Genomic DNA, 19,769 nt, shown 5'->3' with positions numbered 1-19,769 from the left:
AAGAATTGTTTAGAAAGAAATACAAGCATTAACGGGGAAAATGGTGTTTGTTCCTTAAAAAATATGGGAGGGATGGATAATGGATGGCTGATGTACAACCAGAAAACGGCTTTTTAAGAATTGCTACAGAGTTAATGGACGAAATCATTAGAAGAGACTTTTCAAAGCGACAATTGGCCATCCTTCATTTCGTAATTCGATTATCGTATGGATGCCAAAAGAAAGATTGTGTAATAGAAAAGTTCAATATGTTTGAAATTGCAGGCATTAATAAAGTTGATATAAAAAAAGAATTAAAGTTTTTAAGGGAATGTTTTGTAATCAACTGGGATGAAACAACCATGATTTTTTCTATAAACAAGGATTATGAAAAATGGCAAATCACTCCTTCTAAAGGTTTCGAAAAAGAAAAATTTGATCATTTAATCCACCAAAACATCAAAAGAAAAGTTAGTAAAACACTAACAAATGAACGAAAAGAAGTTAGTAAAACGCTAACTACTAAAAAACAGGTGGTTAGTAAAATACTAACTTTCAAGAGTGAAAAAGTTAGTAAAACACTAACTATGAAGTTAGTAAAATACGAACTCCGATACCAATCAATCACTTGTCTCTCTAAGGCTCATTGGGTGCGTAAAGATATATTAAAGATATCTTTTAAAGATATTAATAATCATCATGATGATAAAGAGAAAAAGTCGACTGAAAATAATCCATTCGTTTTCTATGAGCAAAATGGATTCGGAACAATTCCTCCGAGTCTTCACGATGAGATTAATTACTGGTTTGATGGAAAATTTTTCGATGAACCAGATTTAATTATCATCGAATCGATGAAAGAAGCTGTTAGGAATAATAAACGATCATGGAGCTATTGTAATCGGTGCTTAATAAACTGGAGCAATCTCAGGTTAAGGACACTGAATGAGGTTAAAACTCAGATTAAATCGTTTAACCATCAAATAAACAAGAAAGAACAAAAGAGCCAACAACCACAACAGAAATATAATTATGGATTCTAAAGGTGGTGTAATAATGAAAACTATAAAACAAGCTATTCAATCTGCAATTGGTTTTAAAACACCAAAACAGCTTGTCCTAGATGAATATATGTGCGAATGTGGCCAACTAGTACAAAAAACTGAAATGGAGCTATTATTTGGCCCAAAAGCAGGTGAAATGGTAATCGTAAATGCTGGTTGTAAGTGTGAGGATATAAAGCTTGCGGCAGAAGCAGAAGAGGCACATAGGCGAATGAAAAAGCGAAAGATGGATGATTTTTTCAAACAAAACTCACTTGTAAATAAAAACTTACAATCTGCAACATTTGAAAACTATATTCCTCCAAATCAAGCATTTACTGACGCTAAATACAAACTTGTAGAATTTGCCGAAACTTTTAATCCAGATAATTATCAAAACCTTTTACTAGTTGGAACATACGGTACAGGCAAAAGTCATTTGTCTTATGCAGCAGTAAAAAAAGTGATGGATTTAGGTTATTCATGTTTGTTTCTGTCGGTACCCAAGTTGCTGACAAAAATTAAGGAGACTTATAATCGCCAATCTAAATTTTCTGAGGAAGAGATACTTGAATTTATTCTAGAAGTTGACCTTCTGGTATTGGATGATCTAGGAGCCGAGTACACAAACAAACGAAATGGTGATGAGAATGACAACTGGGCACAATCTAAGTTATTTGAAGTCATAGATAGTAGAGCAGGTAAGCATACCATTTACACAACTAATTTGAACAGCGCTGACCTTGAAGAAAAAGTGAATAGTCGTAACTTTTCAAGGATTTTAGATAACACAGAAATCATCGTCATGAACGGACCTGATTACCGTAAGAAAAAATTTTAAAAATACAAGGTCAGGAGGTTTATAGCATGAAGGACCAAGCTGAAAATCTTAGACTTGCTGTTAAAAACAATAAAAATGCTGTTGAGCAGCGTAGACAATATTTAATTGAACAGCTTCTAGACATGGATTATGAATGTACATCTGATGGAAAACAATTGTTTGAAATGTCATTACCAGAGCTAGAGCAAATCCACATCAACGAGAAATGTCGTATTGGCAGAGAGATGAGCTTAAATGTTTAAGGAGAAAAATAAAAGAAAGTGAGCGTGGAATCATGAAATGTCCAATGTGCAATAGACCATTAAAAAGCCAAAAGAGCATAACAAAAGGCATTGGCCCTGTTTGCGAAAGAAAGCTAGAGAAGTTAAAAGATAATGCTGATGAAGACCAAATCAAGATGGAGTTAGATGAAAATGCTCCTCCCAAGGGACAAATGAAAATAGATGATTTTTTAAAAGAAGGCTCAGCAACCTGATGTTTAAGTTATCATTCTTTATCAATCCAATGGGGTGCGTTCGGATGACACAACGAGGAAAGTTCATAAAACCGAATGCACAGCGCTATTTGTCTTATAAATCATTCTTGCAAATTAGCGCAAGGCAACAATTGAAAAGCAAACAACCACTAAAAGGCGCTTTAGACGTACACATAGTATTTTCGATGCCAATCCCCAAGAGTTGGAGCAACAAGAGGAAATGTGAGGTTGTGGGCAGATATCATACTAAAAAACCTGATACTGACAATCTAGTGAAAGGAGTCTTTGATTCTCTCAATAAAATTGCATGGGAAGATGATAATCAAGTCGCTAAAGTTACGGCAGTAAAAATATACAGCGAGCATCCCGGAATTGATGTCACGGTAAGGGAGTTGAAATAGATGTGGCAAGGCGAGTGGTTGTAACAAAAGCTAAAAGCGCCGACCATGAGCTACTACAAGTAATTGTCATCTATGAGGAAGGCGTCAATAAACAAATTGTAAAGGCCGAGAATCCTTTCACGAAAAGGCATGATGTTTTGTATCAATCAAGTAATGGATATGAGTTTAAGTGATGGGTATGGGTGAATTTAAAAGGTGGAGCAGCACCCCACCTTATGAATTAGTTATTTTCTTGCTTTAATAGTTCAATGATTTTACGTTTACCTTTTTCGTTGTACTGGAACGAGCTAACCTGTTTATCAGAATGTCGGGACTTATCAAGCACCCAAATACCATATTCATCGGTTTTCAAACCATGCTTGTTAGCGATACGCCCAACCTTGTTACCTGAAACGCCCACAATAGCCCCAATTTGCCCTGCTGTGTACGTCTTGGGTATTTCGGGTTTAGGAAGCATTGGAGCGTCTGAAATAAGCTCTGTGGCGTTTCCTATGAGTAGTTGAATCTGTTCCTTCGGGAGAATGTCTTTGAACTTCTCAGCGACATTCACAAGCAACCTTGCCTGTCTGGTCTTTGCGTTCCGAAGACGGGCTTCTATTTCGAGCTTACGGTCTTCGTCAGTTTCAGTAGTGGTCACTTTGGTAACTACTGTTGGGGTAATTTGACTTTCGCCTTTCCGAAGGCTTTTGAGAATCTTACGTACCCAATGTCGAAATTCTTTCGCAACAGATGTTTTAGCCAACATTGAAACCTCGTAAATACCATCTTCTGTGAAGATGCGTGTTTCATAGCGTTTCCCATCAGGTGCGGACAAAATGTCCGTAGCTGAGAATTCGATGTCTTTTAGGTAATCGTTACGTTGAACGATTTTTTCGACACCACTTTTACTTGCATAACCTAATGCCTGAGCTAATTGATTGATGGTCATGAAAATATCGTTTTGTTCATTTTTCCAGAAGTCACATACAACATTACCGAAAGGAGCTGATTTAACAAGAGCAAGGTTACTCATGGATTTCGCTCCCTTCTGCATCCAATTCAAGTTTACGACGTTCTAAGTCTTCTCTCATGACTTGTAGAACTTGTACAGGGCCAGAAGCAAAAGTTTCATACAAGAAATAGACATCTTCTTTGTCCATTTCGTCATTTCGTATAAGGTATTTTTCCACCATTCTCCAATGTCATTGGTTTGAGGTGGGGTAACACCGAAGTAATCGGAGAAAGCAAACAACGTCATTAACAAGCGTTCAGTAGATGAATCCATAATAATCCTCCTATTTCACCCTTGCCGATAGGAGGACGTCCCTTGTATAATAAAGGAGCAACCTCTTCGGAGGGTGTGATGTTGTATAGGGGAATCCGTTTATCTCTTGGTCGGGAGAACGGGTTGCCCTTTTGCGTTTATTTAGAAGACTTCGCCAAGTCATTTTTGATTAGATTCAAAATGTAGTCTTGAATGGTCAGACCTTCCATAACAGCTTTAATCTTTATCTGTTTATGAAGTTCTTCATCCATTCTGACAGTTAGTGCTTTGCGTTCTTCCAACTAATGTTCACCTCCTTGATAGCTATGATACCATCAAGTATACTTGACGTCAAGACGTCAAGGTGAATATTTTTCCAACAAAAAAAGACCACTGTATTTAGTAGTCTTCAATCCAGTAATCCTTTTTTAACATAGTGAACAAATTCATATATATTTTATTTTTCAACCGTATAACGCAATTACTAAGTAATTTTTTAGTTTCCCTTCTAAAAGAAAAACGTCCTATGATGGACGTTTTTCGGAAACACCAAGATATTGTTTTAATGCGTCTTGTAAAATATGCGAGAAATTAACGTTATGATCTTGTGCTAAATCATCAAGCCATTTAGGTATTGTTAATGTCTTTTTTACAGCTTTATTTTCAATTTCACTACGATATGGCGGCATCCAAACTTCTACTAATACAACGGCTTGATTTTCGTTTTTAATTATTTTATTTATATCGCTTGGCTCAGGAATTGAGTCGTTATCTAATTCCATACCATATAGATGCAACGCCATGGCTTCCTTAGCGTTTTTAAAGGCTTCTTCTGTTGAAACAGCGCAAGGTAAGCAGCCCGGTAAATCAGGAAATTCAATTGAAATCCCATCTTCGGCATAATCAAAAATGGCAGGATAAATATAACGGTCTTTTTTCAATGGTAATCCTCCTTATTTTTATTTAATTTACGTTTATAAAAAGAGCAAGCAAAGGGGATTAAAGCTTAATCCCTGATTGCTTTTCAATACTTTTAAGGTTTTTAATCGGAATATCTTTCTTAGGATGGGTAACAGTTACTTTTCCTTTCTTTGTCGGATGTTTAAATTGGTGATGGTCTCCAACAGTATGGACTTTGTACCAACCATCATCTTCTAATAGTTTAATTATTTCTCTTGAAGAATATGACTTCATTGTTACCTCCTTTCTATATTTTTATTATAACACGTATTATTATACGTGTAAATATAAAATAAAAAAAGGCCAAGATTTCTTCTGTGCAAGCCCATTTAATAATAACATACAGGGGGGAACCTTTTATGAGATTACAAGATATTGATATAAATCCTAGTACTATGAAACTAGAAATTGATATAATGGAACAAAAAGGGAGCTTTGCTATTGTGGTGTGTGATGGAAAGGCGAGATTAACCGAGTTGCCACCTCATGGGGAAACAAAGATCGTTACACACCAGGGAAAAGTCAAACGGGTGAAGTTTGATGAGGGGGAAGAGTTTTGAAACCATTATATAAATATATATTTTCTGTTTTATTTTATTTTATTTTTGTATTACTTATTTTTGTTTTTCAAGCTTATATACAGAAAAATCTTTTAATATTTTTTCAAATAATAACGTATATTATGTTCTTGATAATTGGATTAAATTTAATGCATTTGTATATTAAATTCTTAAATAAAAAGGAATCAAAACTATTTTCAATTTTCTACTTTCATCAAAATAAAGTAGTTAACATGATGGAATGGTTAGAACACATTGATAATTTATCTTTAGAAGAAATTAACGATTTATTGAAAGGATTGAAATTAGAAAACGAGCAATCAAATAACCTAAATAAGGTTATCGAAGCTATAAAAGCAAAATATAAAGACAGAAAAAGAGAATTGCAGATTATACAAGCGGTTATAAAATGTAAAAATAATAATGATATAGTAAAGATCTTATTTGGGATAGTTATTTCAATATTTATATCTGGAATGAATTTATATTTAAGAAGTAAACTTGATATTGCTGTTAATGATTTAGGATTGGTAATTTCTATCTTTAGTATAATAACGTTTGTTTTAATATCATTTATCATAATGTATTATGAATTGACAAAAGAAAAAAGGAGACATGAATTATTACTTGAATTTATCGATATAGTCCTAGGGGACTTAAAAGAGTAGCCTACCAGCCATCTGGAGGACACTGATCTAAAGCTCGGACAAGCTATTTGTCTGGCTTTGTGATTGGTGTCCTTTTTTTATTTTTACTCTAGGCAACTAAATTACCGAAAAATGAACATTTTGGCAACTGAATCTATCGTTGCAACCAATCTACAAATTTATACCTATTTTTGCAACCAAGGGAGTTGAGATTAATTAATCCAACAATTAAAGACCAATTAAAGGATTTAACAAAACAGCATCCAGAATTAGCAACTAAGAATAAAAAGAAAAGTCACAAAAAGCCACAGAAGGCTCAAGAAGAGCATTTAACTGAACGTGAATGGAAAGACATTATGGGCGTAAATAGACCGATATATTCAAAGCACAAGGGAGCTTGGAGACAAAGATAAGGAGTGATTTATATGCCAAATTGGGCTGACAGGCTTATTCAAGAATATTCTGATGGTAAAAGAAAACTAAATAAACTAAAAAATAGTTTAGATATGGATTTAGCCGCAGATTGTGATGATAGTAAGATTATCAGCAATATGATTGGCGATATGGATTTTGTTATTGAGTGGTTAGAAACAGGAAGGCAGCCAGGCTTATTAAGAGGTATTGATAAAAAGTCAATTTACCAAAGACACTCTCTTGAAAGCATGGATATTATTCCTGATATACGGGATCAACTTGATACTGGTGAAAACCAATTATATTTAACAGAATCTCAAAAAAAGATTTTACTGAATATAATATCTTCATTTTCTTTAAGAGAACGACAATGTTATATTCTTCATACAGCTCAAGGATTAAGCATGTCTCAAATAGCTGATATGGTTGGATTAAAAAAGAGAACGGTGCAGCAGTACATCGAGCGGGCAAGAAAAAAAGTAGAACAAAGAGTTTCATGACGTACGGTTTGACGTACGAAGTCTGTATTAGTAAATAAGTAGTGATTAGATTATTATTGACAATTGATTAAAAATTGATATAAAGTGGTATCATATATGGTGCGTGTAATAATTTTAATTGGTATTACATATGGTTAGGTAGGAGAGGAGCATTTTGTCAAGAATAAGTAAACGATTACAAAAATTTGCTAATAATCCAGTTGATGTAAAGTGGGATCAATTTAGAACTATTATTGAGTATTATAATTTAATTGTAGATAATCCAAGGGGAGGTAGTCATTTCATTGTGTATCATCCTGAAGATAAGGATAATACAATGATTGTAGCTCCAGTACATAATAATAGGTTAAAAAGACTTTATGTAGAAAGAATAATAACTCTTATAGAAACTTTTGAAGAAGGAGAGTAATTAAATTGAGTAGTAATTTAAAATATTATATGGAAATCGATTATCCAATTGTTTTGAAATCTATACCTAAAGATGCTGGTGGTGGTTGGGTTGCGGAACATCCAGATTTAAATGGATGCATAGCAGATGGTTCGTCAAAAAAAGAAGCGTTAGAAAACCTTGAATATGCTAAAGAGATTTGGATTGAGACCGCATTGAATAGAAAAATTCAAATACCATTACCAAAATGCGAGAAAACTGAAGATTTTAGTGGGAAACTGACTTTAAGACTTCCGAAAAATATGCATCGTAATCTCTCTAATCAAGCCAAAGAAGAAGGTGTTAGTTTAAACCAATACATATTATACTTACTTTCTTTTAATTATGGACAACATGAACTTTTAACTATTATTAAAAAGTCACTTAATGAGTTAGCGCCTACAATTAACATTAATATGGAAAGCCATAAAAGAGTAAGGAAGGCATCTAAAGATTTAGAAGATGTTTTAAGTGAACAATGGTCTGGAGTTAATACGCATAATAGATGGAACCCAAAAAGTCTTGGAAAAGAAATGTGGGGTGTCATAAATAATGAGTAACTCAAAAAAGGTTGGAATAGAAGTAATAGATATTTTTGTTCAGGAGTTAATTGCTAAAAATTACTCTAATGTTAAGATCGAAGAGCAAGCTGAACTTTTTAATAATGGTGTTGAAGTTGTTAGAATTGATACGGAAAACAAAATTGTTGAATTAAAAAATGTGTCTGAAATAGAACTAAGTGATACGATGATGATTAAGTTAGACGTTAGAGGAAAATTCGAAATCACTTCCGACTCTGAGTTGGACTTGGATAAGCTAATTGAACAAAATATAAAAGATGTTTTTGCTAGACCTTTAATAACTCAATCTTCTTTAATAATTAGTTTTATATCAGATAAGATTGTTGGTTCCCCTTTAATAACAGCACCGATATTATGGAGTGAATTAGTTGATAATGATAAAAATAATTGATCATATCATTAGCATCCTTTGAGGTGCTTTTTCTTTTGTCCAAAACAAACATAAAATAGCGGGGGTGGCAGGTGATGTAAATGGCCGAGAAATACGTATTAGCTGAAAAAGATTATGTTAAAGGCATGAAGTACAAGGACATCGCTGAAAAATATGATGTCACTTTAAACACTGTAAAGTCATGGAAAACTCGTTACAAGTGGTCCCGTGATAGTGTGCATACAAAAGAAAAAGGTGTGCACACAAAAACACGTGGTGCGCCTAAAGGTAATATCAATGCTAAAGGCAATATAGGAGGTGCAGCACCTAAAGGGAATCAAAACGCAGTAACACATGGTTTCTTTTCAAAGTTCCTTCCAGCTGAAACATTAGAAATCATGGAGCAAATGAACGAGCGAACTCCCGCAGATTTAGTTTGGGACCAAATACAAATTCAGTATGCTGCCATTATTCGGGCCCAACCAATTATGTTTGTTACAGATAAAGAAGAAATGATAAAGGAACTCAAGAAAGAAAAGTTTGAAATAGTTCCTACTAAAGACGGCATGCAGCCGATGATAACGGAAAGAGAATACGAATTCCAATTTTCTTGGGACCGGCATGCCACTTTTCTTAATGCTCAGTCAAGGGCAATGAGTGAACTAAGAAGCTTAATTAAGCAGTTTAATGATCTAGCTCATGATGAGGATGAACGAAGGCTTAAAATTGAGCAAATGAGATTAACAATTGAGAAAACAAAAGCAGAAGTCAAAACACTTGGTAAAGGCAAGGAAGACACTTCTCTTAAAATCGAAATCGATTATGGGGATGATGATGAATGAGTGTTATCAAAGTCACATTTAATAAGCATTTCAAACAAGTGAATCAAACTCGTTGCCGTTATCGAGCATTAAGAGGAAGTGCTGGTTCTGGAAAGTCAGTAAACATTGCGCAAGACTTTATTCTAAAACTAAGTGATCCTAAATACAAAGGTGCTAATCTTTTATGTGTTCGGAAAGTAAATGAAACGAATAGAAATAGTACCTATGCTGAATTAACTGGTGCCATTAATAGAATATACGGTGAAAGGGCAGAAGAATTTTGGGAAATGCGTCAATCGCCTTTATCACTTAAAAGCCGCGTTACTGGTAACGAGGTTATTTTTCGTGGCGTAAATGATGCAAGGGACAGAGAAAAATTAAAATCGATTAACTTTGCTCACGGAAAATTAGTTTGGATATGGATTGAAGAAGCAACGGAGCTACAAGAATCAGATGTTGATATACTGGATGACCGTTTGCGTGGTATTCTAGATAATCATAATCTTTATTACCAAATCACCTTTACTTTTAACCCGGTGTCAGCTACTCACTGGATTAAAAGAAAGTACTTTGACATCGTTAATCCTGATGTTCTAACTCACCATTCAACTTATTTACAGAATCGTTTTATTGATGATGCATACCATCGAAGGATGATGTTGAGGAAAAAGCAGGATCCAGACGGTTATGAAATTTATGGTCTAGGAAACTGGGGCGAAACGGGCGGCTTAATCCTTAAAAATTTCATTGTTAAAGATTTTGATATTTCGTATGCTATGTTTGATTCAATGCACCATGCTCAAGACTTTGGATTCAACCATGCGAATGCAATCCTCACTGTTGGTGTTAAAGATGGTGATTTTTATATTTGCGATGAAATATATGTGCATGAGATGGATACAAGTGAAATTATTGAGTTGGCTGACAGAAGAGGATTAAACAAATATTTAATGATGTATTGTGATTCAGCTGAGCCAGACAGAATACAAATGTGGGGTAATGCTGGATATTATGCAGTGGCAGTTGTAAAGGAACCGGGTAGTGTTCAAGCACAAATAGATTATTTGAAACAACGAAAAATATATATCCATCCCAATTGCGTGAATACAATTAAAGAAATTCAACAGTGGTCATGGAAAAAAGACAAAAAAACAGGTTTATATCTTGATGTTCCAGTAGAAGTATTTGATGATGCTATGGCAGCCCTAAGATATTCTACGGAGCCATTGAGGGGACCTGAAATGAAATATAGTAACCAAAGGCCTACTGGTTGGTAAGGAGGAATAAAATGATACCAAACAAAGTAATTGTGGCCGGTGTTGGTTATCAAGTGATAAGTGTACAAGAAATAGACGATGACCCAAATACAATGGGGACATGTCTCTATCATAAATCATTGATTAAACTTAAAGATGGTTTGTCGAATGACAAAAAAGAACAAACTTTTGTACATGAACTATTACATGCTTGTTTTAATGAAGCTGGATTTATCGAACAAGATGAAGATGTAATAAATCGTGTCGGCATTGTTTTATATCAAGTATTAAAGGATAACAAACTTAATTTTTCAACAGCAGACACCAATTAAGGTGTTTTTTTGTTGTTTTTGAAAGGGGTGAAGTCGTTTGACGATTAACTATGTTAATCAAAGCTTTCCACCGGAACCATTTAACAAATTCATTGAAACTATTCGTTATTATCGAGCGCTATACGATGGCAATCATGAGGATATTTTTCCACGAGCGCAACAATTATTCGATTCAGACATCAGGTCAAAAATTCAATACAGAAAGCATCCAAGACGCTATTTCCGTTATGGACATGTAGAGCCGAAAGTAACATTGCCGCATTATGTCGTAGTTAACTTTAGTTCTGTTGTGGCAGAATTGCCGGCCGACTTAATCAATCGTTCATTGGGCAACATATCCGGTGATACCGAAAAAGATGAACAGCTGCTTGATTATGTAAAGCAAATAGAAAAAATATCAAAAATACAAAGTAAAATATGGCCTGCGGTAGTGCAGCATCAAGTAGATGGTGCTATAGCTTACAGATGCAGGTGGACACAAGAAAAAGGTGCATGGTTTGAGTTCAAGCCAATCGATATGTATTTTGAGCATGAAGACGAAATGGGAGCCGATATAGCTTGGGTTGAAGACCGAGGCAAAGAAAAATATTTACGAGTCGAGCGCCAACGTTTAGAAAACAACCAATTGTTAATTGAGCAATTGGTATTTTTGATGGAAGGAGAAAAGGTCAAAGAACAAATTGACAGCCAAGAATATGCTCAACAATATGATATTGTCATTCCGGATGACCTAGTGTTAGATGGTGTAAATGAGCTAATGTGTGACATCTTGCCAAATGACGAAACGTTATTGGAGCCACGTGGCCGTTCGGGGTTGCGCAATATCGACACTATACAGGATGAAATAAACTGGACCATTACAAGAGATTCAATCGTATTCGAGAAGCATGGTAAGCCTAAATTAGCGATTCCTAGAAAACTTTGGGATACGGTTGCACAAACGAATGAAAAATTTTACGGTCAACGGTTTGTTCGTAATGCCGATTTGGAGGTGGTTTCTTATGATGAGAACAACGGGGCCACGCCACAATATATCACCTGGGACGCTCAAACAGAGCAATCATTTGAACATGTTAAAAGATTGATTGATTACATGTTATCGATTAGCAAAACATCGGCACAAGCAGCTGGTGTTAATACGGATGCTGGCAGCCGTTCGGCAATCGCTATTTTATACGAATGGATTCAGTCTGTAATAAAAGCCGAGGCCATAAAAGATAAGTTCGATGTGTTTATCAAGGATGCCTTTCGAAAATGTATCATACTAGAAAACACTTTAGGCAGCTCGCAATTCGAAGTTAAAGAGCCTGTTATTGAGTGGGGCGACATGCTGCCTAAAGCAGATTCAGAACGTGATACTGAAGAATCAACTAAGTATGAAAAGGGTGTTCAATCGCTTGAAACAACAATTCGTAACATTCACCCAGATTGGTCAGAAGAAGCTATTATGGATGAACTTGAAAAGATTCAAGATGAAAATGCTAGAGATTCTTTAAATCCGACTTATATTCAGCCACCAAAAGTAAATTTGGGTGATGAATAATGACAAATGAAGAAAAGATTATAATGGCATACGAGCAGGCTAGTCTTAATCTCTTGGAACTTATTAGATCATTAGAAAACTCACCTACAAGAAGAAGAAAAGAGGAACTCTTTCGCCAAATCGAGCGCATTATCAATGAGTTAACAGGTGAATCATCAGTTATAGCAAAAAGTATCCTTGAGGAAAGTTACAAGGCAGGCTCAAATGCTGCAATTAGCGGACTGATTAATCAAGGGTTAGCGACAGATGCGCTTGTAACTAGCTTGAAGCCAATCATCCACCAACAAGCAGTACAAGCTATGATGGATGAAACCTTCTATTCTATCCTAGAATGCAATGACAACATGGCTATGGATGCTAAACGAAGGATTGAGGAAGTTGTTAAGCAAGCAAATCAACGTTCGCTAATTGATGGTGTATCTCGTAGGCAAGCGACAAAAGATGCAATTGCGTGGCTAACAGAAAGCCAAATTTACGGCATTATCACTAAGGATGGCAGGAAAGTGCCTGCTCAAGCTTATATGAGTGGTGTTATCCAGTATCATCAAAGAAAGGCTCATGTGCAAGGAGCACTTAACAGGATAAAGGACAACAATATTGACCTTGTGTATGTTAATGAAGTTGGCATTACATGTGAGCATTGTGCAGTTTATCAAGGGAGAGTCTACACCATTAGCGGGAAGGATAATAGGTTTCCTAAACTTGATGTGGAACCACCTTATCATTCCCATTGCGTACATTCTATTTCTGCTTGGGTAGAAGAATATCATAGCGATGACGAAAAATCTCGTATGATTTCTAAGTCAAACCGTCCCTTTAAAGATAATAGAACACAAAGCAATATCCAGGCATACGAGAGGCTACAGCGTGAGCAATCTCGGCGCAATGCTACACGTAAACAATGGATGAAATATAAAGCTAGATTGCCAGATGATACGCCTGATTTAAAAACATTCGCTAGTTTAAAAGCAAGAAAAACGCAATCATACTTGGATTTGCAAGATGCTTATCGTAAAGTTGGTGAAGAAATAAAGAAAAATGAACCACATTTTGATTTAATAACACCTAAAAACAGTTCAATTCATTCCGATAAACTAGTAAAATATGCATTAAACAAAGAACATCCAAAAGGCAAAGACAAGGCAATAGCATTTGAAAAAGCATTAGGCTATACTGTAGAAAATTATCAAGATTTAATTGATAATGTAATGAATAATCTTGGTAAATACCCTGCGAAATATAAATCTTCTAGCAAGTATGGAGAATCATATGAGGTATTGATGAATCTAACAGGTCCTAATAGTAAAAATGCAAATGTTATTACAGGGTGGTTGTTCAACAAAGAAACAAACGAGGCTAAATTAACAACTATTTATGTGACAAATAAGGGGAAATAAGGAATGGAAATAAAACAATTTGATGTTGTTAAATTGAAGGATGGTCAAGAAGGAACAGTATTAGAAGTATTTAAAGTTCCTTCAGTAGGATATTTAGTAGAAATTGACGGAGGTGAAACAGTAACGGTAGGAATAGAAGAAATAGATAAAATAGTTTGGAATAGTAAATAAGCTAAAGCACTCAATTAATTATAAAAGGAATATGGGTGTTTTTTATTTTGCCTTTTTACGTGTTGAAGGCGCTATAAAGAACAATACGGAAATTAATAGCCGACAGGCTTAAAATGGAGGGAATTATGAAAAAAATCATCAAATATATTCGTAGTTTAATAGTTTCATTCTGGCTACTCTTTGCCAATAAGAAAGAGGAAAATGAAGCACCATCATTAATGCCGTTAAATCTTCAGTTCTTTGCTGATGGCGGGGATGGAGGATCCGGGTCTGGCGATGGTTCAGGTGATGGCAAGAAATTCAATCAAGATGATGTGAATAAAATCGTCCAAGACAGATTATCAAGAGCTGAGAAAAAGGCTCAAATGGACTTAGCAAAATCACTTGGTTTTGAAACTATTGAAGAGATGCAGGAAGCTTTAGGCAAAAAAGGCGACCCAAAGGATCCACCTAAAAAGGATGAGCCTATTGATGTTGACGAGCTAGTTGATGCCAAACTAAAAGAACAATTAAAAGTAGAACAAGAAAAGACTTTTAAACGTCTTGTTAACGCCGAGGTAAAGGTAGTGGCGAATGAACTTGGATTCGCTGATTGGGAGGATGCGCTTGCCTTAGCTGATTTATCCGATGTTAAAGAGGATGATAAAGGAAATATCGTTGGGGTTAAAGAAGCCTTAGAAAAGTTAAAAGAAAAGAAACCTCATCTTTTGAAACAATTAGCAAATAACAATCAATTTGGAGCTAATATCCCTAATAATCAACAAAAGAAAAAAGAAACTCTTGAAAATATTAAAAAAATGGCTCAAAGTCGGGGCGTAACACAAACTACTGCTCACAATCCTTGGGCATAAGGAGGAATAATACATGCGTTTACAACCACGTGAATTATTTGAAGTGCAAGATCATTATGAAATTCTAGCAAGCTATGAAGTGGTTCGTGAGGTGGTCAATGGAATTACCATTGATGCTTCAGTCGTTACTGCAGTTGATGGAAAGAAAATAATTAAAAAAGGGATGCCAATGGGTAAACTTGCAAATGGCAAGTATGGACCGTATAAAGCGGATGCTACGGATGGTCGTGAAAATCCATCAATTTTATTAAAACATACTTATGATGTTACAGATGGTGACCATGTGGCAGCAGGCTATGAAGTAGCAAAGGTTATTTCTGAGCGTATTCCAGTGACTGTTGATGCAGCTCTTAAAGGAAAAATGCCTAATATTGTATTCGCATAACCATTTTGTTGAGGATAACAAAATGGTTTTTCTATTATTAGAAAATGAAAGGATGATATAAATGCCAGGATTATTAACATTAGAACAAGCTCTTTCAGGTGAAGAGTTGTTAGTTTACTCTCGAAACTTAGCAACACCAAACACTTATTTACACGAACTATTTTTCCCTTCTCGTGAAACTTCTGAATTGACAGTAGATGTTGTTCGAGAAGGTTCCCGTTTACCAGTTATGGCGCAAATTGCTGAACTTGGTACACAGGTTGAATACGGTAGCCGTGAAGGAATGACAGGTCAACGTATTGAGATTCCTAAAATTCAACGTGGACGTGCGATGGATGAAAAGTTAGTTCGTCTATTGCTTCAAAACGGATTACGAAACAATGAAGTTGCCGAAATACGCCGCACTCAATTGGACGATGCATCTTATGCTGTAGATGGTATTAAAGCTCGTAAAGAGTGGATTGCAATGCAGTCCATTTTTACAGGTGGTGTTTCTTATTCAGAGGGTGGAGTACAGCTTTCTGTTAACTTTGGTTATACGGATGAACAAAAACCTGTATTAAGTGGCACAGATTTATGGAGTGATATTGAAAACTCTGATCCATTAGACGATATTCAAACTTGGCATGGCACTTTTGCAGATAAAGGTATTGTCTTAACTCGTGCGCTTGCGTCTCGTCAAATTATCAATTACTTACTACGAAACAAAAAAATTCGTATTGGTTATCATGGAGATCCATCCGGTTCAGCTAATCCGCCACAATTAACGAAAACTCAACTAGATTCTCTATTTGAATCTCTCGGATTACCTAAACTCGTTGCCTATGATACTCAAGGGCGTGTTGAAAATAAAGCATTAACAAATGGTAAACTGTCATTTACTACACTGCGCATGGCACCGCAAAACCGTTTTGTTATGCTTCCAGATGGTTCTCTTGGTCATTATCTATGGGCGGAATCTACTGAGGAAATGATGAGCGACATCCAAGCTGAAGCGACTGATTCAAACGGAATCTATGTATTCCGTAAGGTGAATGAGCATCCTATTCGTGTGGAAACAATTGGTGTAAACCTAGCTTTTCCAAGCTTTGGATTCAATGACTCAGTTGTTTCTGCAACAGTAATTTAAAGGGTATCTTTATTGATGCCCTTTTATTTATTATGAGAGGGTGATTTTAGTGGATTTAATTGCATTAGGCAAAGTGAAACACAATGGAAATTGGTTTGATGATGGGGATTCTATCAAAAATATCGAGAAAGAAGACGGGGAACGTCTATTAAAGCTTGGTGTTGCGAAAATAGATGAATCATCTGTAAATGACGAGCTAAAAAATATCGAAAAATCTTTAAAAGAGGCAGAAAAGAAAGTAACTGCTTTACGAAAAAAAGCTGATGCTGCAACAAAGAAGGCTGATGGGAAAGAACCAGAAAGCGAAGAATGGAAAGCAGCAGAAGTAGCTGTTAAAGCAGTAGAAGATGCTGAAAAAGAAGTCGAGGAACTTAAAAAAAGCATTGGAAGAATTAAAGTAGGTGATGCAAATGCCTACTTTTATTGAAGTAGAGGAATGGATCCAGGCGAACGTCCTAGACACAACCGAATGGGATAAGTCACACCGAAAAGAAGTGGCCATTATTCAAGCTGAACGCAATCTAATCCGTTGGTATCAGGACGTTGAACTGACTGTTGAACATATTGCTCTTCAATCGATTTGGGAGGTAGAAGGACTGAATTCAGCTCTCAAGTTCCAAAAGCATGGCGTTAAGTCTGTTTCTGATGGCGGCGAACGAGTAGACTATGGTGACAAAATCAGGGATGCTGTAGCACCTGAAGTTCGTCAAATCTTGGGTACTCCATTACATGAGAAAGAAGAGTCCGAGCCTACTGTCATTCTTGAGGGCGGTATGCTTCTATGAGTTTATTTGGCTATCATGCAACAATTAAGCATTACAAAGCGAATATAGATAGCTGGGGACGTGTGTCTGGCTACCTTGAGCCTATCGAAAAAGCAGCTAAAGTTATCGAGGAACAAAAGCTCATTCGTACAACAAATAAAGTTGGTGTTAAAGCATTTTCATCTGAAGAAATTATTTCTGTTGCTGAAATTCACATTGAAGGTTTGTATAAAGTTGGTATGCATGATTATTTTGAGTACACAAATGAATTGAACGAAACATTAAAATTTGAGGTAAAGCACATTGAGGTTAAAAAGTTAATGGGTACCGATGAAGTGAAAAAGGTGGTCGTCTATGGCTAGTGAGATGTTTAGCTTTAGTATGGAGGGCATTGAGGCAATTATTAGCCAGTTAGACAGGTATGAGCAAGAGGTTGACAAACGTCTTAAAGAAACTTTGGAAAATCTAGCTGAAAAAATTATAGCTGATGCTAAGAAACTTGCCCCAATTGATTCTGGTGACCTTGAAGCGGCATTAATTATTGGCGAAGTGGTAAAAACCATTGGGGAAATGTACATCGATTTTGGAACAAGCCCGGAAGTTGACGAATACGCTACTATCCAGCACGAGGGATTCAGAAAAACGAAAGATGGAGAAATCGTTCAACTGACTCCAGGAGAAAAAATAAAGTCCAAATCTAAAAAATTGCCTAGTCATTTATCTGGATATACTCCAGGTAAAAAGTATTTAGAAAATGCTATAAAGGCAAATGAAACACTGATTATTGAAGAGCTTAAAGCAGCCATTGGAATGGAGTGATGCCATGGAATCAACAGATTTAATTCAATATTTATCTGATTCTGGATTTAATGTATTTCCTGATGCAAATTTTATACCTGATTTAGACGAGAGCCAATTGCCGGCTCTTTTTGTGTTTAGCACAGGCGGTTTTGCATCACATGATTATTTGCCATTTAAGAATCCAACATTTCAGGTGTTAGTGAAAGGAAAAAGTTACTATGATGATTATGGACAAATGATTATGACTGAAAAAATAGCAAAAGAGCTAATTCAGTTTTTAGACAATAAAACGAATTATACGATTGGTGAGTCTTATGTGACATTCAGCAAAGCAATGCAATCTAATCCGGTTCCTTTAGGACTTGACGAAAAAGGAAGGCCAACATTTAGTACAAATTTCAGATTTAAAATCAAGGAGGTTTAACTAACAATGGGAGTAGAAAACATTTTTTCGGGCCCTGGAATTTTTATCTGGGGCGTTGATGAAACAGGTGAAGAAGAAACAAATGCAGTGATATTTGACCTTACACAAGGCGGTATTCGTTTTACAACTACTACAAGTTGGCATGAAACAAAAGTAGACCAGTATGGAGAAGTGCCGGTTCAACGGTCTAGTACTGGAACATTGGGATCCGTTGAATTTGATTCACCTGAAATTGATTACGATAAAGTAATGAAGTTTGATCCAAGTGTCGTAAAGGTTACAGATGAACTTGATAGTGATAAAGTTAAATATCAGGTAACGGGTCTAGCCGGAAAGAAGCTGCCGCGAAAAAGAGCAGTGATAAAGCCGCAAGGAATTACAGATACAAATATGTTCATTTATCTTGAAGAATGTTCAATTGAATTTGATGCGGACTTCGGCTTTAAAACTGATGACAACTTAAAAATGCCAGTACGTGTTTCTTGTTATCCATCATTAACATCAAACCCTCGAGGTCTTTTATATACATGGGGAGATATATCGGCAACGGCATAATAAAAGGCCCTTCTTTACAGAGGGGCTTTTACATATTTCTAAGGAGGATTTTATATGTTCAAATTTAAAAATGACTGTGTTCAGCTAGGTAATAAAAAGGTTGAAGTACCTAAATTAACTAGAAAAAACATCAAAAAATTAACTTCACACATCGGCTCCATTGGAGATTTCCTCGTTCAATTATTTTTAACTCCGACAGAAAATAGGGCAGCTGTTATCGTTGCTTCTAGTGATATGTTTATTGATGATATGTACGAATTAACAGCTTTATTGAGCGAAATTGATATTGAATATTTAGACGAACATGCAACATTAGAGCAAGTGACGAACTACATTAAACAAACATGGGAACGTAACGACATGGAGAAAGCGTTGGGAAACGCCAAAAGCCTTCTTCATCCGATGGTGGAACAGTTCGTAATGGGAATAGTGAGCAGGATGGAGAACGGCGAACAATCTCAACAGATGAATTTATCCAGCAATGCGCCGTTATCTTAGACAAAACGGTAAAGCAAATTGAGGAAGAATATTACTGGATTGATTTTCCTAGTTTACTTGAATTTAAAAATCAAGAAAAAGCAAAGGAAATCTTAGAAAATATTCAAGTGTCTACATTCCCGCATATCAGCGATGGGAATGTAAGACAACAGATTGTGGATCAATACAAGAAGCAATTATCGAATGTAGAAACAGAGCAACAATACATGTCAGCACAAGACCAATATGAAGCATTAAAAAAGCGTAAATTGAATTATAAATGACGTTATAGTATAATCTCATCTTTGACACTCAAAACCGCCAAAACCATTGGTAAATCAATATTTTTGGCGGTTTTTTAATGGATAAAAAAGCGTACTATTTCCCCTTTTTTGTTTGTTTTAAAATTTTTTTCATCTCTT

At 35.7% G+C, this 19,769-nt stretch carries 34 protein-coding genes; 30 read left to right on the top strand and 4 right to left on the bottom strand.

The window, feature by feature from the left end; translation table 11 throughout:
* Window positions 1–83: 83 nt before the first annotated feature.
* From GX497_12760 to GX497_12735, 6 genes are read left to right on the top strand one after another with little or no spacing between them, the layout of a single operon-like run.
* Window positions 84–1,022 carry a DnaD domain protein gene (locus tag GX497_12760; GenBank protein HHY74064.1) on the top strand — a complete coding sequence of 313 codons (939 nt, stop codon included), beginning with the start codon at window positions 84–86 and terminating at the stop codon, window positions 1,020–1,022.
* Between the two features lie 13 nt (window positions 1,023–1,035).
* Window positions 1,036–1,863 (top strand): ATP-binding protein, encoded by an 828-nt coding sequence (locus GX497_12755; GenBank protein HHY74063.1) that lies wholly within the window; start codon window positions 1,036–1,038, stop codon window positions 1,861–1,863.
* Window positions 1,864–1,889: 26 nt separating this feature from the next.
* Window positions 1,890–2,105 carry a Fur-regulated basic protein FbpA gene (gene fbpA, locus GX497_12750; GenBank protein HHY74062.1) on the top strand — a complete coding sequence of 72 codons (216 nt, stop codon included), beginning with the start codon at window positions 1,890–1,892 and terminating at the stop codon, window positions 2,103–2,105.
* Between the two features lie 32 nt (window positions 2,106–2,137).
* The gene (locus GX497_12745) at window positions 2,138–2,338 is read left to right on the top strand and encodes a hypothetical protein (protein ID HHY74061.1); all 201 of its coding nucleotides are present in this window, start codon (window positions 2,138–2,140) and stop codon (window positions 2,336–2,338) included.
* The gene (locus GX497_12740; protein ID HHY74060.1) at window positions 2,338–2,739 is read left to right on the top strand and encodes a RusA family crossover junction endodeoxyribonuclease; all 402 of its coding nucleotides are present in this window, start codon (window positions 2,338–2,340) and stop codon (window positions 2,737–2,739) included. The genes GX497_12745 and GX497_12740 overlap by 1 nt, the downstream gene beginning before the upstream one ends.
* A 2-nt stretch (window positions 2,740–2,741) precedes the next feature.
* Complete coding sequence (locus tag GX497_12735; protein ID HHY74059.1) at window positions 2,742–2,912, top strand: hypothetical protein; 171 nt, start codon at window positions 2,742–2,744, stop codon at window positions 2,910–2,912.
* A 47-nt stretch (window positions 2,913–2,959) separates the two neighbouring features.
* On the opposite strand, the gene GX497_12730 is transcribed toward GX497_12735, so the two are convergent.
* The 4 genes from GX497_12730 to GX497_12715 form a co-directional block, all read right to left on the bottom strand.
* On the bottom strand, window positions 2,960–3,751 hold the full coding sequence (locus GX497_12730) for a Bro-N domain-containing protein (GenBank protein ID HHY74058.1): 792 nt from the start codon (window positions 3,749–3,751) through the stop codon (window positions 2,960–2,962).
* A gap of 389 nt (window positions 3,752–4,140) precedes the next feature.
* Window positions 4,141–4,254 carry a hypothetical protein gene (locus tag GX497_12725; protein HHY74057.1) on the bottom strand — a complete coding sequence of 38 codons (114 nt, stop codon included), beginning with the start codon at window positions 4,252–4,254 and terminating at the stop codon, window positions 4,141–4,143.
* Between the two features lie 252 nt (window positions 4,255–4,506).
* Window positions 4,507–4,923, bottom strand: coding sequence for a type II toxin-antitoxin system HicB family antitoxin (locus GX497_12720; GenBank protein HHY74056.1), 417 nt, complete (start codon window positions 4,921–4,923; stop codon window positions 4,507–4,509).
* A gap of 58 nt (window positions 4,924–4,981) precedes the next feature.
* The gene (locus GX497_12715) at window positions 4,982–5,176 is read right to left on the bottom strand and encodes an addiction module toxin, HicA family (GenBank protein ID HHY74055.1); all 195 of its coding nucleotides are present in this window, start codon (window positions 5,174–5,176) and stop codon (window positions 4,982–4,984) included.
* A gap of 125 nt (window positions 5,177–5,301) precedes the next feature.
* Here GX497_12715 and GX497_12710 point away from each other — a divergent pair, with 125 nt between their 5' ends.
* The 24 genes from GX497_12710 to GX497_12595 all read left to right on the top strand — a co-directional run bounded on the left by GX497_12710 (window position 5,302) and on the right by GX497_12595 (window position 19,631).
* Entirely contained in the window at window positions 5,302–5,502 is a 201-nt protein-coding gene (locus GX497_12710) for a hypothetical protein (protein HHY74054.1), read from the top strand.
* On the top strand, window positions 5,499–6,170 hold the full coding sequence (locus GX497_12705; protein ID HHY74053.1) for a hypothetical protein: 672 nt from the start codon (window positions 5,499–5,501) through the stop codon (window positions 6,168–6,170). Before GX497_12710 ends, GX497_12705 begins: the two co-directional genes overlap by 4 nt.
* Before the next feature lie 194 nt (window positions 6,171–6,364).
* Window positions 6,365–6,562, top strand: coding sequence for a hypothetical protein (locus tag GX497_12700; GenBank protein HHY74052.1), 198 nt, complete (start codon window positions 6,365–6,367; stop codon window positions 6,560–6,562).
* 12 nt (window positions 6,563–6,574) lie between these two features.
* A complete protein-coding gene (locus tag GX497_12695) occupies window positions 6,575–7,063 on the top strand; it encodes a sigma-70 family RNA polymerase sigma factor (protein HHY74051.1) in 489 nt (162 codons plus the stop codon).
* Window positions 7,064–7,217: 154 nt separating this feature from the next.
* Window positions 7,218–7,472 carry a hypothetical protein gene (locus GX497_12690; protein HHY74050.1) on the top strand — a complete coding sequence of 85 codons (255 nt, stop codon included), beginning with the start codon at window positions 7,218–7,220 and terminating at the stop codon, window positions 7,470–7,472.
* A gap of 29 nt (window positions 7,473–7,501) precedes the next feature.
* A complete protein-coding gene (locus tag GX497_12685; GenBank protein HHY74049.1) occupies window positions 7,502–8,050 on the top strand; it encodes a type II toxin-antitoxin system HicB family antitoxin in 549 nt (182 codons plus the stop codon).
* Window positions 8,043–8,462 (top strand): hypothetical protein, encoded by a 420-nt coding sequence (locus GX497_12680; GenBank protein ID HHY74048.1) that lies wholly within the window; start codon window positions 8,043–8,045, stop codon window positions 8,460–8,462. Before GX497_12685 ends, GX497_12680 begins: the two co-directional genes overlap by 8 nt.
* 80 nt (window positions 8,463–8,542) lie before the next feature.
* Window positions 8,543–9,283, top strand: a complete 741-nt coding sequence (locus tag GX497_12675) for a hypothetical protein (protein HHY74047.1) — start codon at window positions 8,543–8,545, stop codon at window positions 9,281–9,283.
* A complete protein-coding gene (locus GX497_12670; GenBank protein HHY74046.1) occupies window positions 9,280–10,539 on the top strand; it encodes a PBSX family phage terminase large subunit in 1,260 nt (419 codons plus the stop codon). The genes GX497_12675 and GX497_12670 overlap by 4 nt, the downstream gene beginning before the upstream one ends.
* Before the next feature lie 11 nt (window positions 10,540–10,550).
* Complete coding sequence (locus tag GX497_12665; GenBank protein ID HHY74045.1) at window positions 10,551–10,850, top strand: ImmA/IrrE family metallo-endopeptidase; 300 nt, start codon at window positions 10,551–10,553, stop codon at window positions 10,848–10,850.
* A gap of 37 nt (window positions 10,851–10,887) precedes the next feature.
* Entirely contained in the window at window positions 10,888–12,393 is a 1,506-nt protein-coding gene (locus GX497_12660; protein ID HHY74044.1) for a phage portal protein, read from the top strand.
* Window positions 12,393–13,790 (top strand): minor capsid protein, encoded by a 1,398-nt coding sequence (locus GX497_12655; protein HHY74043.1) that lies wholly within the window; start codon window positions 12,393–12,395, stop codon window positions 13,788–13,790. The genes GX497_12660 and GX497_12655 overlap by 1 nt, the downstream gene beginning before the upstream one ends.
* A 3-nt stretch (window positions 13,791–13,793) precedes the next feature.
* Window positions 13,794–13,961, top strand: a complete 168-nt coding sequence (locus GX497_12650) for a DUF4926 domain-containing protein (GenBank protein HHY74042.1) — start codon at window positions 13,794–13,796, stop codon at window positions 13,959–13,961.
* Window positions 13,962–14,086: 125 nt separating this feature from the next.
* A complete protein-coding gene (locus tag GX497_12645) occupies window positions 14,087–14,812 on the top strand; it encodes a scaffolding protein (protein HHY74041.1) in 726 nt (241 codons plus the stop codon).
* 13 nt (window positions 14,813–14,825) lie between these two features.
* Window positions 14,826–15,197: a head decoration protein gene (locus tag GX497_12640; protein HHY74040.1), complete on the top strand. Its 372-nt coding sequence runs from the start codon at window positions 14,826–14,828 to the stop codon at window positions 15,195–15,197.
* 61 nt (window positions 15,198–15,258) lie between these two features.
* On the top strand, window positions 15,259–16,326 hold the full coding sequence (locus GX497_12635; GenBank protein HHY74039.1) for a major capsid protein E: 1,068 nt from the start codon (window positions 15,259–15,261) through the stop codon (window positions 16,324–16,326).
* Between the two features lie 49 nt (window positions 16,327–16,375).
* Window positions 16,376–16,753 (top strand): hypothetical protein, encoded by a 378-nt coding sequence (locus GX497_12630; GenBank protein HHY74038.1) that lies wholly within the window; start codon window positions 16,376–16,378, stop codon window positions 16,751–16,753.
* A complete protein-coding gene (locus GX497_12625) occupies window positions 16,737–17,111 on the top strand; it encodes a hypothetical protein (GenBank protein ID HHY74037.1) in 375 nt (124 codons plus the stop codon). Before GX497_12630 ends, GX497_12625 begins: the two co-directional genes overlap by 17 nt.
* Window positions 17,108–17,452: a hypothetical protein gene (locus GX497_12620; protein HHY74036.1), complete on the top strand. Its 345-nt coding sequence runs from the start codon at window positions 17,108–17,110 to the stop codon at window positions 17,450–17,452. Before GX497_12625 ends, GX497_12620 begins: the two co-directional genes overlap by 4 nt.
* Window positions 17,445–17,909: an HK97 gp10 family phage protein gene (locus GX497_12615; GenBank protein HHY74035.1), complete on the top strand. Its 465-nt coding sequence runs from the start codon at window positions 17,445–17,447 to the stop codon at window positions 17,907–17,909. The genes GX497_12620 and GX497_12615 overlap by 8 nt, the downstream gene beginning before the upstream one ends.
* A 4-nt stretch (window positions 17,910–17,913) precedes the next feature.
* The gene (locus GX497_12610) at window positions 17,914–18,315 is read left to right on the top strand and encodes a hypothetical protein (protein ID HHY74034.1); all 402 of its coding nucleotides are present in this window, start codon (window positions 17,914–17,916) and stop codon (window positions 18,313–18,315) included.
* A 6-nt stretch (window positions 18,316–18,321) separates the two neighbouring features.
* Entirely contained in the window at window positions 18,322–18,870 is a 549-nt protein-coding gene (locus GX497_12605; GenBank protein ID HHY74033.1) for a hypothetical protein, read from the top strand.
* Window positions 18,871–18,924: 54 nt separating this feature from the next.
* A complete protein-coding gene (locus GX497_12600) occupies window positions 18,925–19,368 on the top strand; it encodes a hypothetical protein (protein HHY74032.1) in 444 nt (147 codons plus the stop codon).
* Window positions 19,369–19,475: 107 nt separating this feature from the next.
* Window positions 19,476–19,631 carry a hypothetical protein gene (locus GX497_12595; protein ID HHY74031.1) on the top strand — a complete coding sequence of 52 codons (156 nt, stop codon included), beginning with the start codon at window positions 19,476–19,478 and terminating at the stop codon, window positions 19,629–19,631.
* The last annotated feature ends 138 nt before the right edge of the window (window positions 19,632–19,769 follow it).

Origin of the sequence: Bacillus sp. (in: firmicutes) (assembly GCA_012842745.1) — a bacterium.
GTDB lineage: Bacteria > Bacillota > Bacilli > Bacillales > Bacillaceae_J > Schinkia.
Note: the sequence above shows the minus strand (reverse complement) of the source record. Positions and strands in the feature narration are given on the sequence as shown.

Coding starts and splice junctions, on each gene's coding strand:
- GX497_12760 (HHY74064.1), top strand. CDS start 84: ATGGCTGATGTACAACCAGAAAACGGCTTTTTAAGAATTGCTACAGAG.
- GX497_12755 (HHY74063.1), top strand. CDS start 1,036: ATGAAAACTATAAAACAAGCTATTCAATCTGCAATTGGTTTTAAAACA.
- fbpA (HHY74062.1), top strand. CDS start 1,890: ATGAAGGACCAAGCTGAAAATCTTAGACTTGCTGTTAAAAACAATAAA.
- GX497_12745 (HHY74061.1), top strand. CDS start 2,138: ATGAAATGTCCAATGTGCAATAGACCATTAAAAAGCCAAAAGAGCATA.
- GX497_12740 (HHY74060.1), top strand. CDS start 2,338: ATGTTTAAGTTATCATTCTTTATCAATCCAATGGGGTGCGTTCGGATG.
- GX497_12730 (HHY74058.1), bottom strand. CDS start 3,751: ATGAGTAACCTTGCTCTTGTTAAATCAGCTCCTTTCGGTAATGTTGTA.
- GX497_12725 (HHY74057.1), bottom strand. CDS start 4,254: ATGGATGAAGAACTTCATAAACAGATAAAGATTAAAGCTGTTATGGAA.
- GX497_12715 (HHY74055.1), bottom strand. CDS start 5,176: ATGAAGTCATATTCTTCAAGAGAAATAATTAAACTATTAGAAGATGAT.
- GX497_12710 (HHY74054.1), top strand. CDS start 5,302: ATGAGATTACAAGATATTGATATAAATCCTAGTACTATGAAACTAGAA.
- GX497_12695 (HHY74051.1), top strand. CDS start 6,575: ATGCCAAATTGGGCTGACAGGCTTATTCAAGAATATTCTGATGGTAAA.
- GX497_12685 (HHY74049.1), top strand. CDS start 7,502: ATGGAAATCGATTATCCAATTGTTTTGAAATCTATACCTAAAGATGCT.
- GX497_12680 (HHY74048.1), top strand. CDS start 8,043: ATGAGTAACTCAAAAAAGGTTGGAATAGAAGTAATAGATATTTTTGTT.
- GX497_12675 (HHY74047.1), top strand. CDS start 8,543: ATGGCCGAGAAATACGTATTAGCTGAAAAAGATTATGTTAAAGGCATG.
- GX497_12670 (HHY74046.1), top strand. CDS start 9,280: ATGAGTGTTATCAAAGTCACATTTAATAAGCATTTCAAACAAGTGAAT.
- GX497_12665 (HHY74045.1), top strand. CDS start 10,551: ATGATACCAAACAAAGTAATTGTGGCCGGTGTTGGTTATCAAGTGATA.
- GX497_12655 (HHY74043.1), top strand. CDS start 12,393: ATGACAAATGAAGAAAAGATTATAATGGCATACGAGCAGGCTAGTCTT.
- GX497_12650 (HHY74042.1), top strand. CDS start 13,794: ATGGAAATAAAACAATTTGATGTTGTTAAATTGAAGGATGGTCAAGAA.
- GX497_12645 (HHY74041.1), top strand. CDS start 14,087: ATGAAAAAAATCATCAAATATATTCGTAGTTTAATAGTTTCATTCTGG.
- GX497_12640 (HHY74040.1), top strand. CDS start 14,826: ATGCGTTTACAACCACGTGAATTATTTGAAGTGCAAGATCATTATGAA.
- GX497_12635 (HHY74039.1), top strand. CDS start 15,259: ATGCCAGGATTATTAACATTAGAACAAGCTCTTTCAGGTGAAGAGTTG.
- GX497_12625 (HHY74037.1), top strand. CDS start 16,737: ATGCCTACTTTTATTGAAGTAGAGGAATGGATCCAGGCGAACGTCCTA.
- GX497_12620 (HHY74036.1), top strand. CDS start 17,108: ATGAGTTTATTTGGCTATCATGCAACAATTAAGCATTACAAAGCGAAT.
- GX497_12615 (HHY74035.1), top strand. CDS start 17,445: ATGGCTAGTGAGATGTTTAGCTTTAGTATGGAGGGCATTGAGGCAATT.
- GX497_12610 (HHY74034.1), top strand. CDS start 17,914: ATGGAATCAACAGATTTAATTCAATATTTATCTGATTCTGGATTTAAT.
- GX497_12605 (HHY74033.1), top strand. CDS start 18,322: ATGGGAGTAGAAAACATTTTTTCGGGCCCTGGAATTTTTATCTGGGGC.
- GX497_12600 (HHY74032.1), top strand. CDS start 18,925: ATGTTCAAATTTAAAAATGACTGTGTTCAGCTAGGTAATAAAAAGGTT.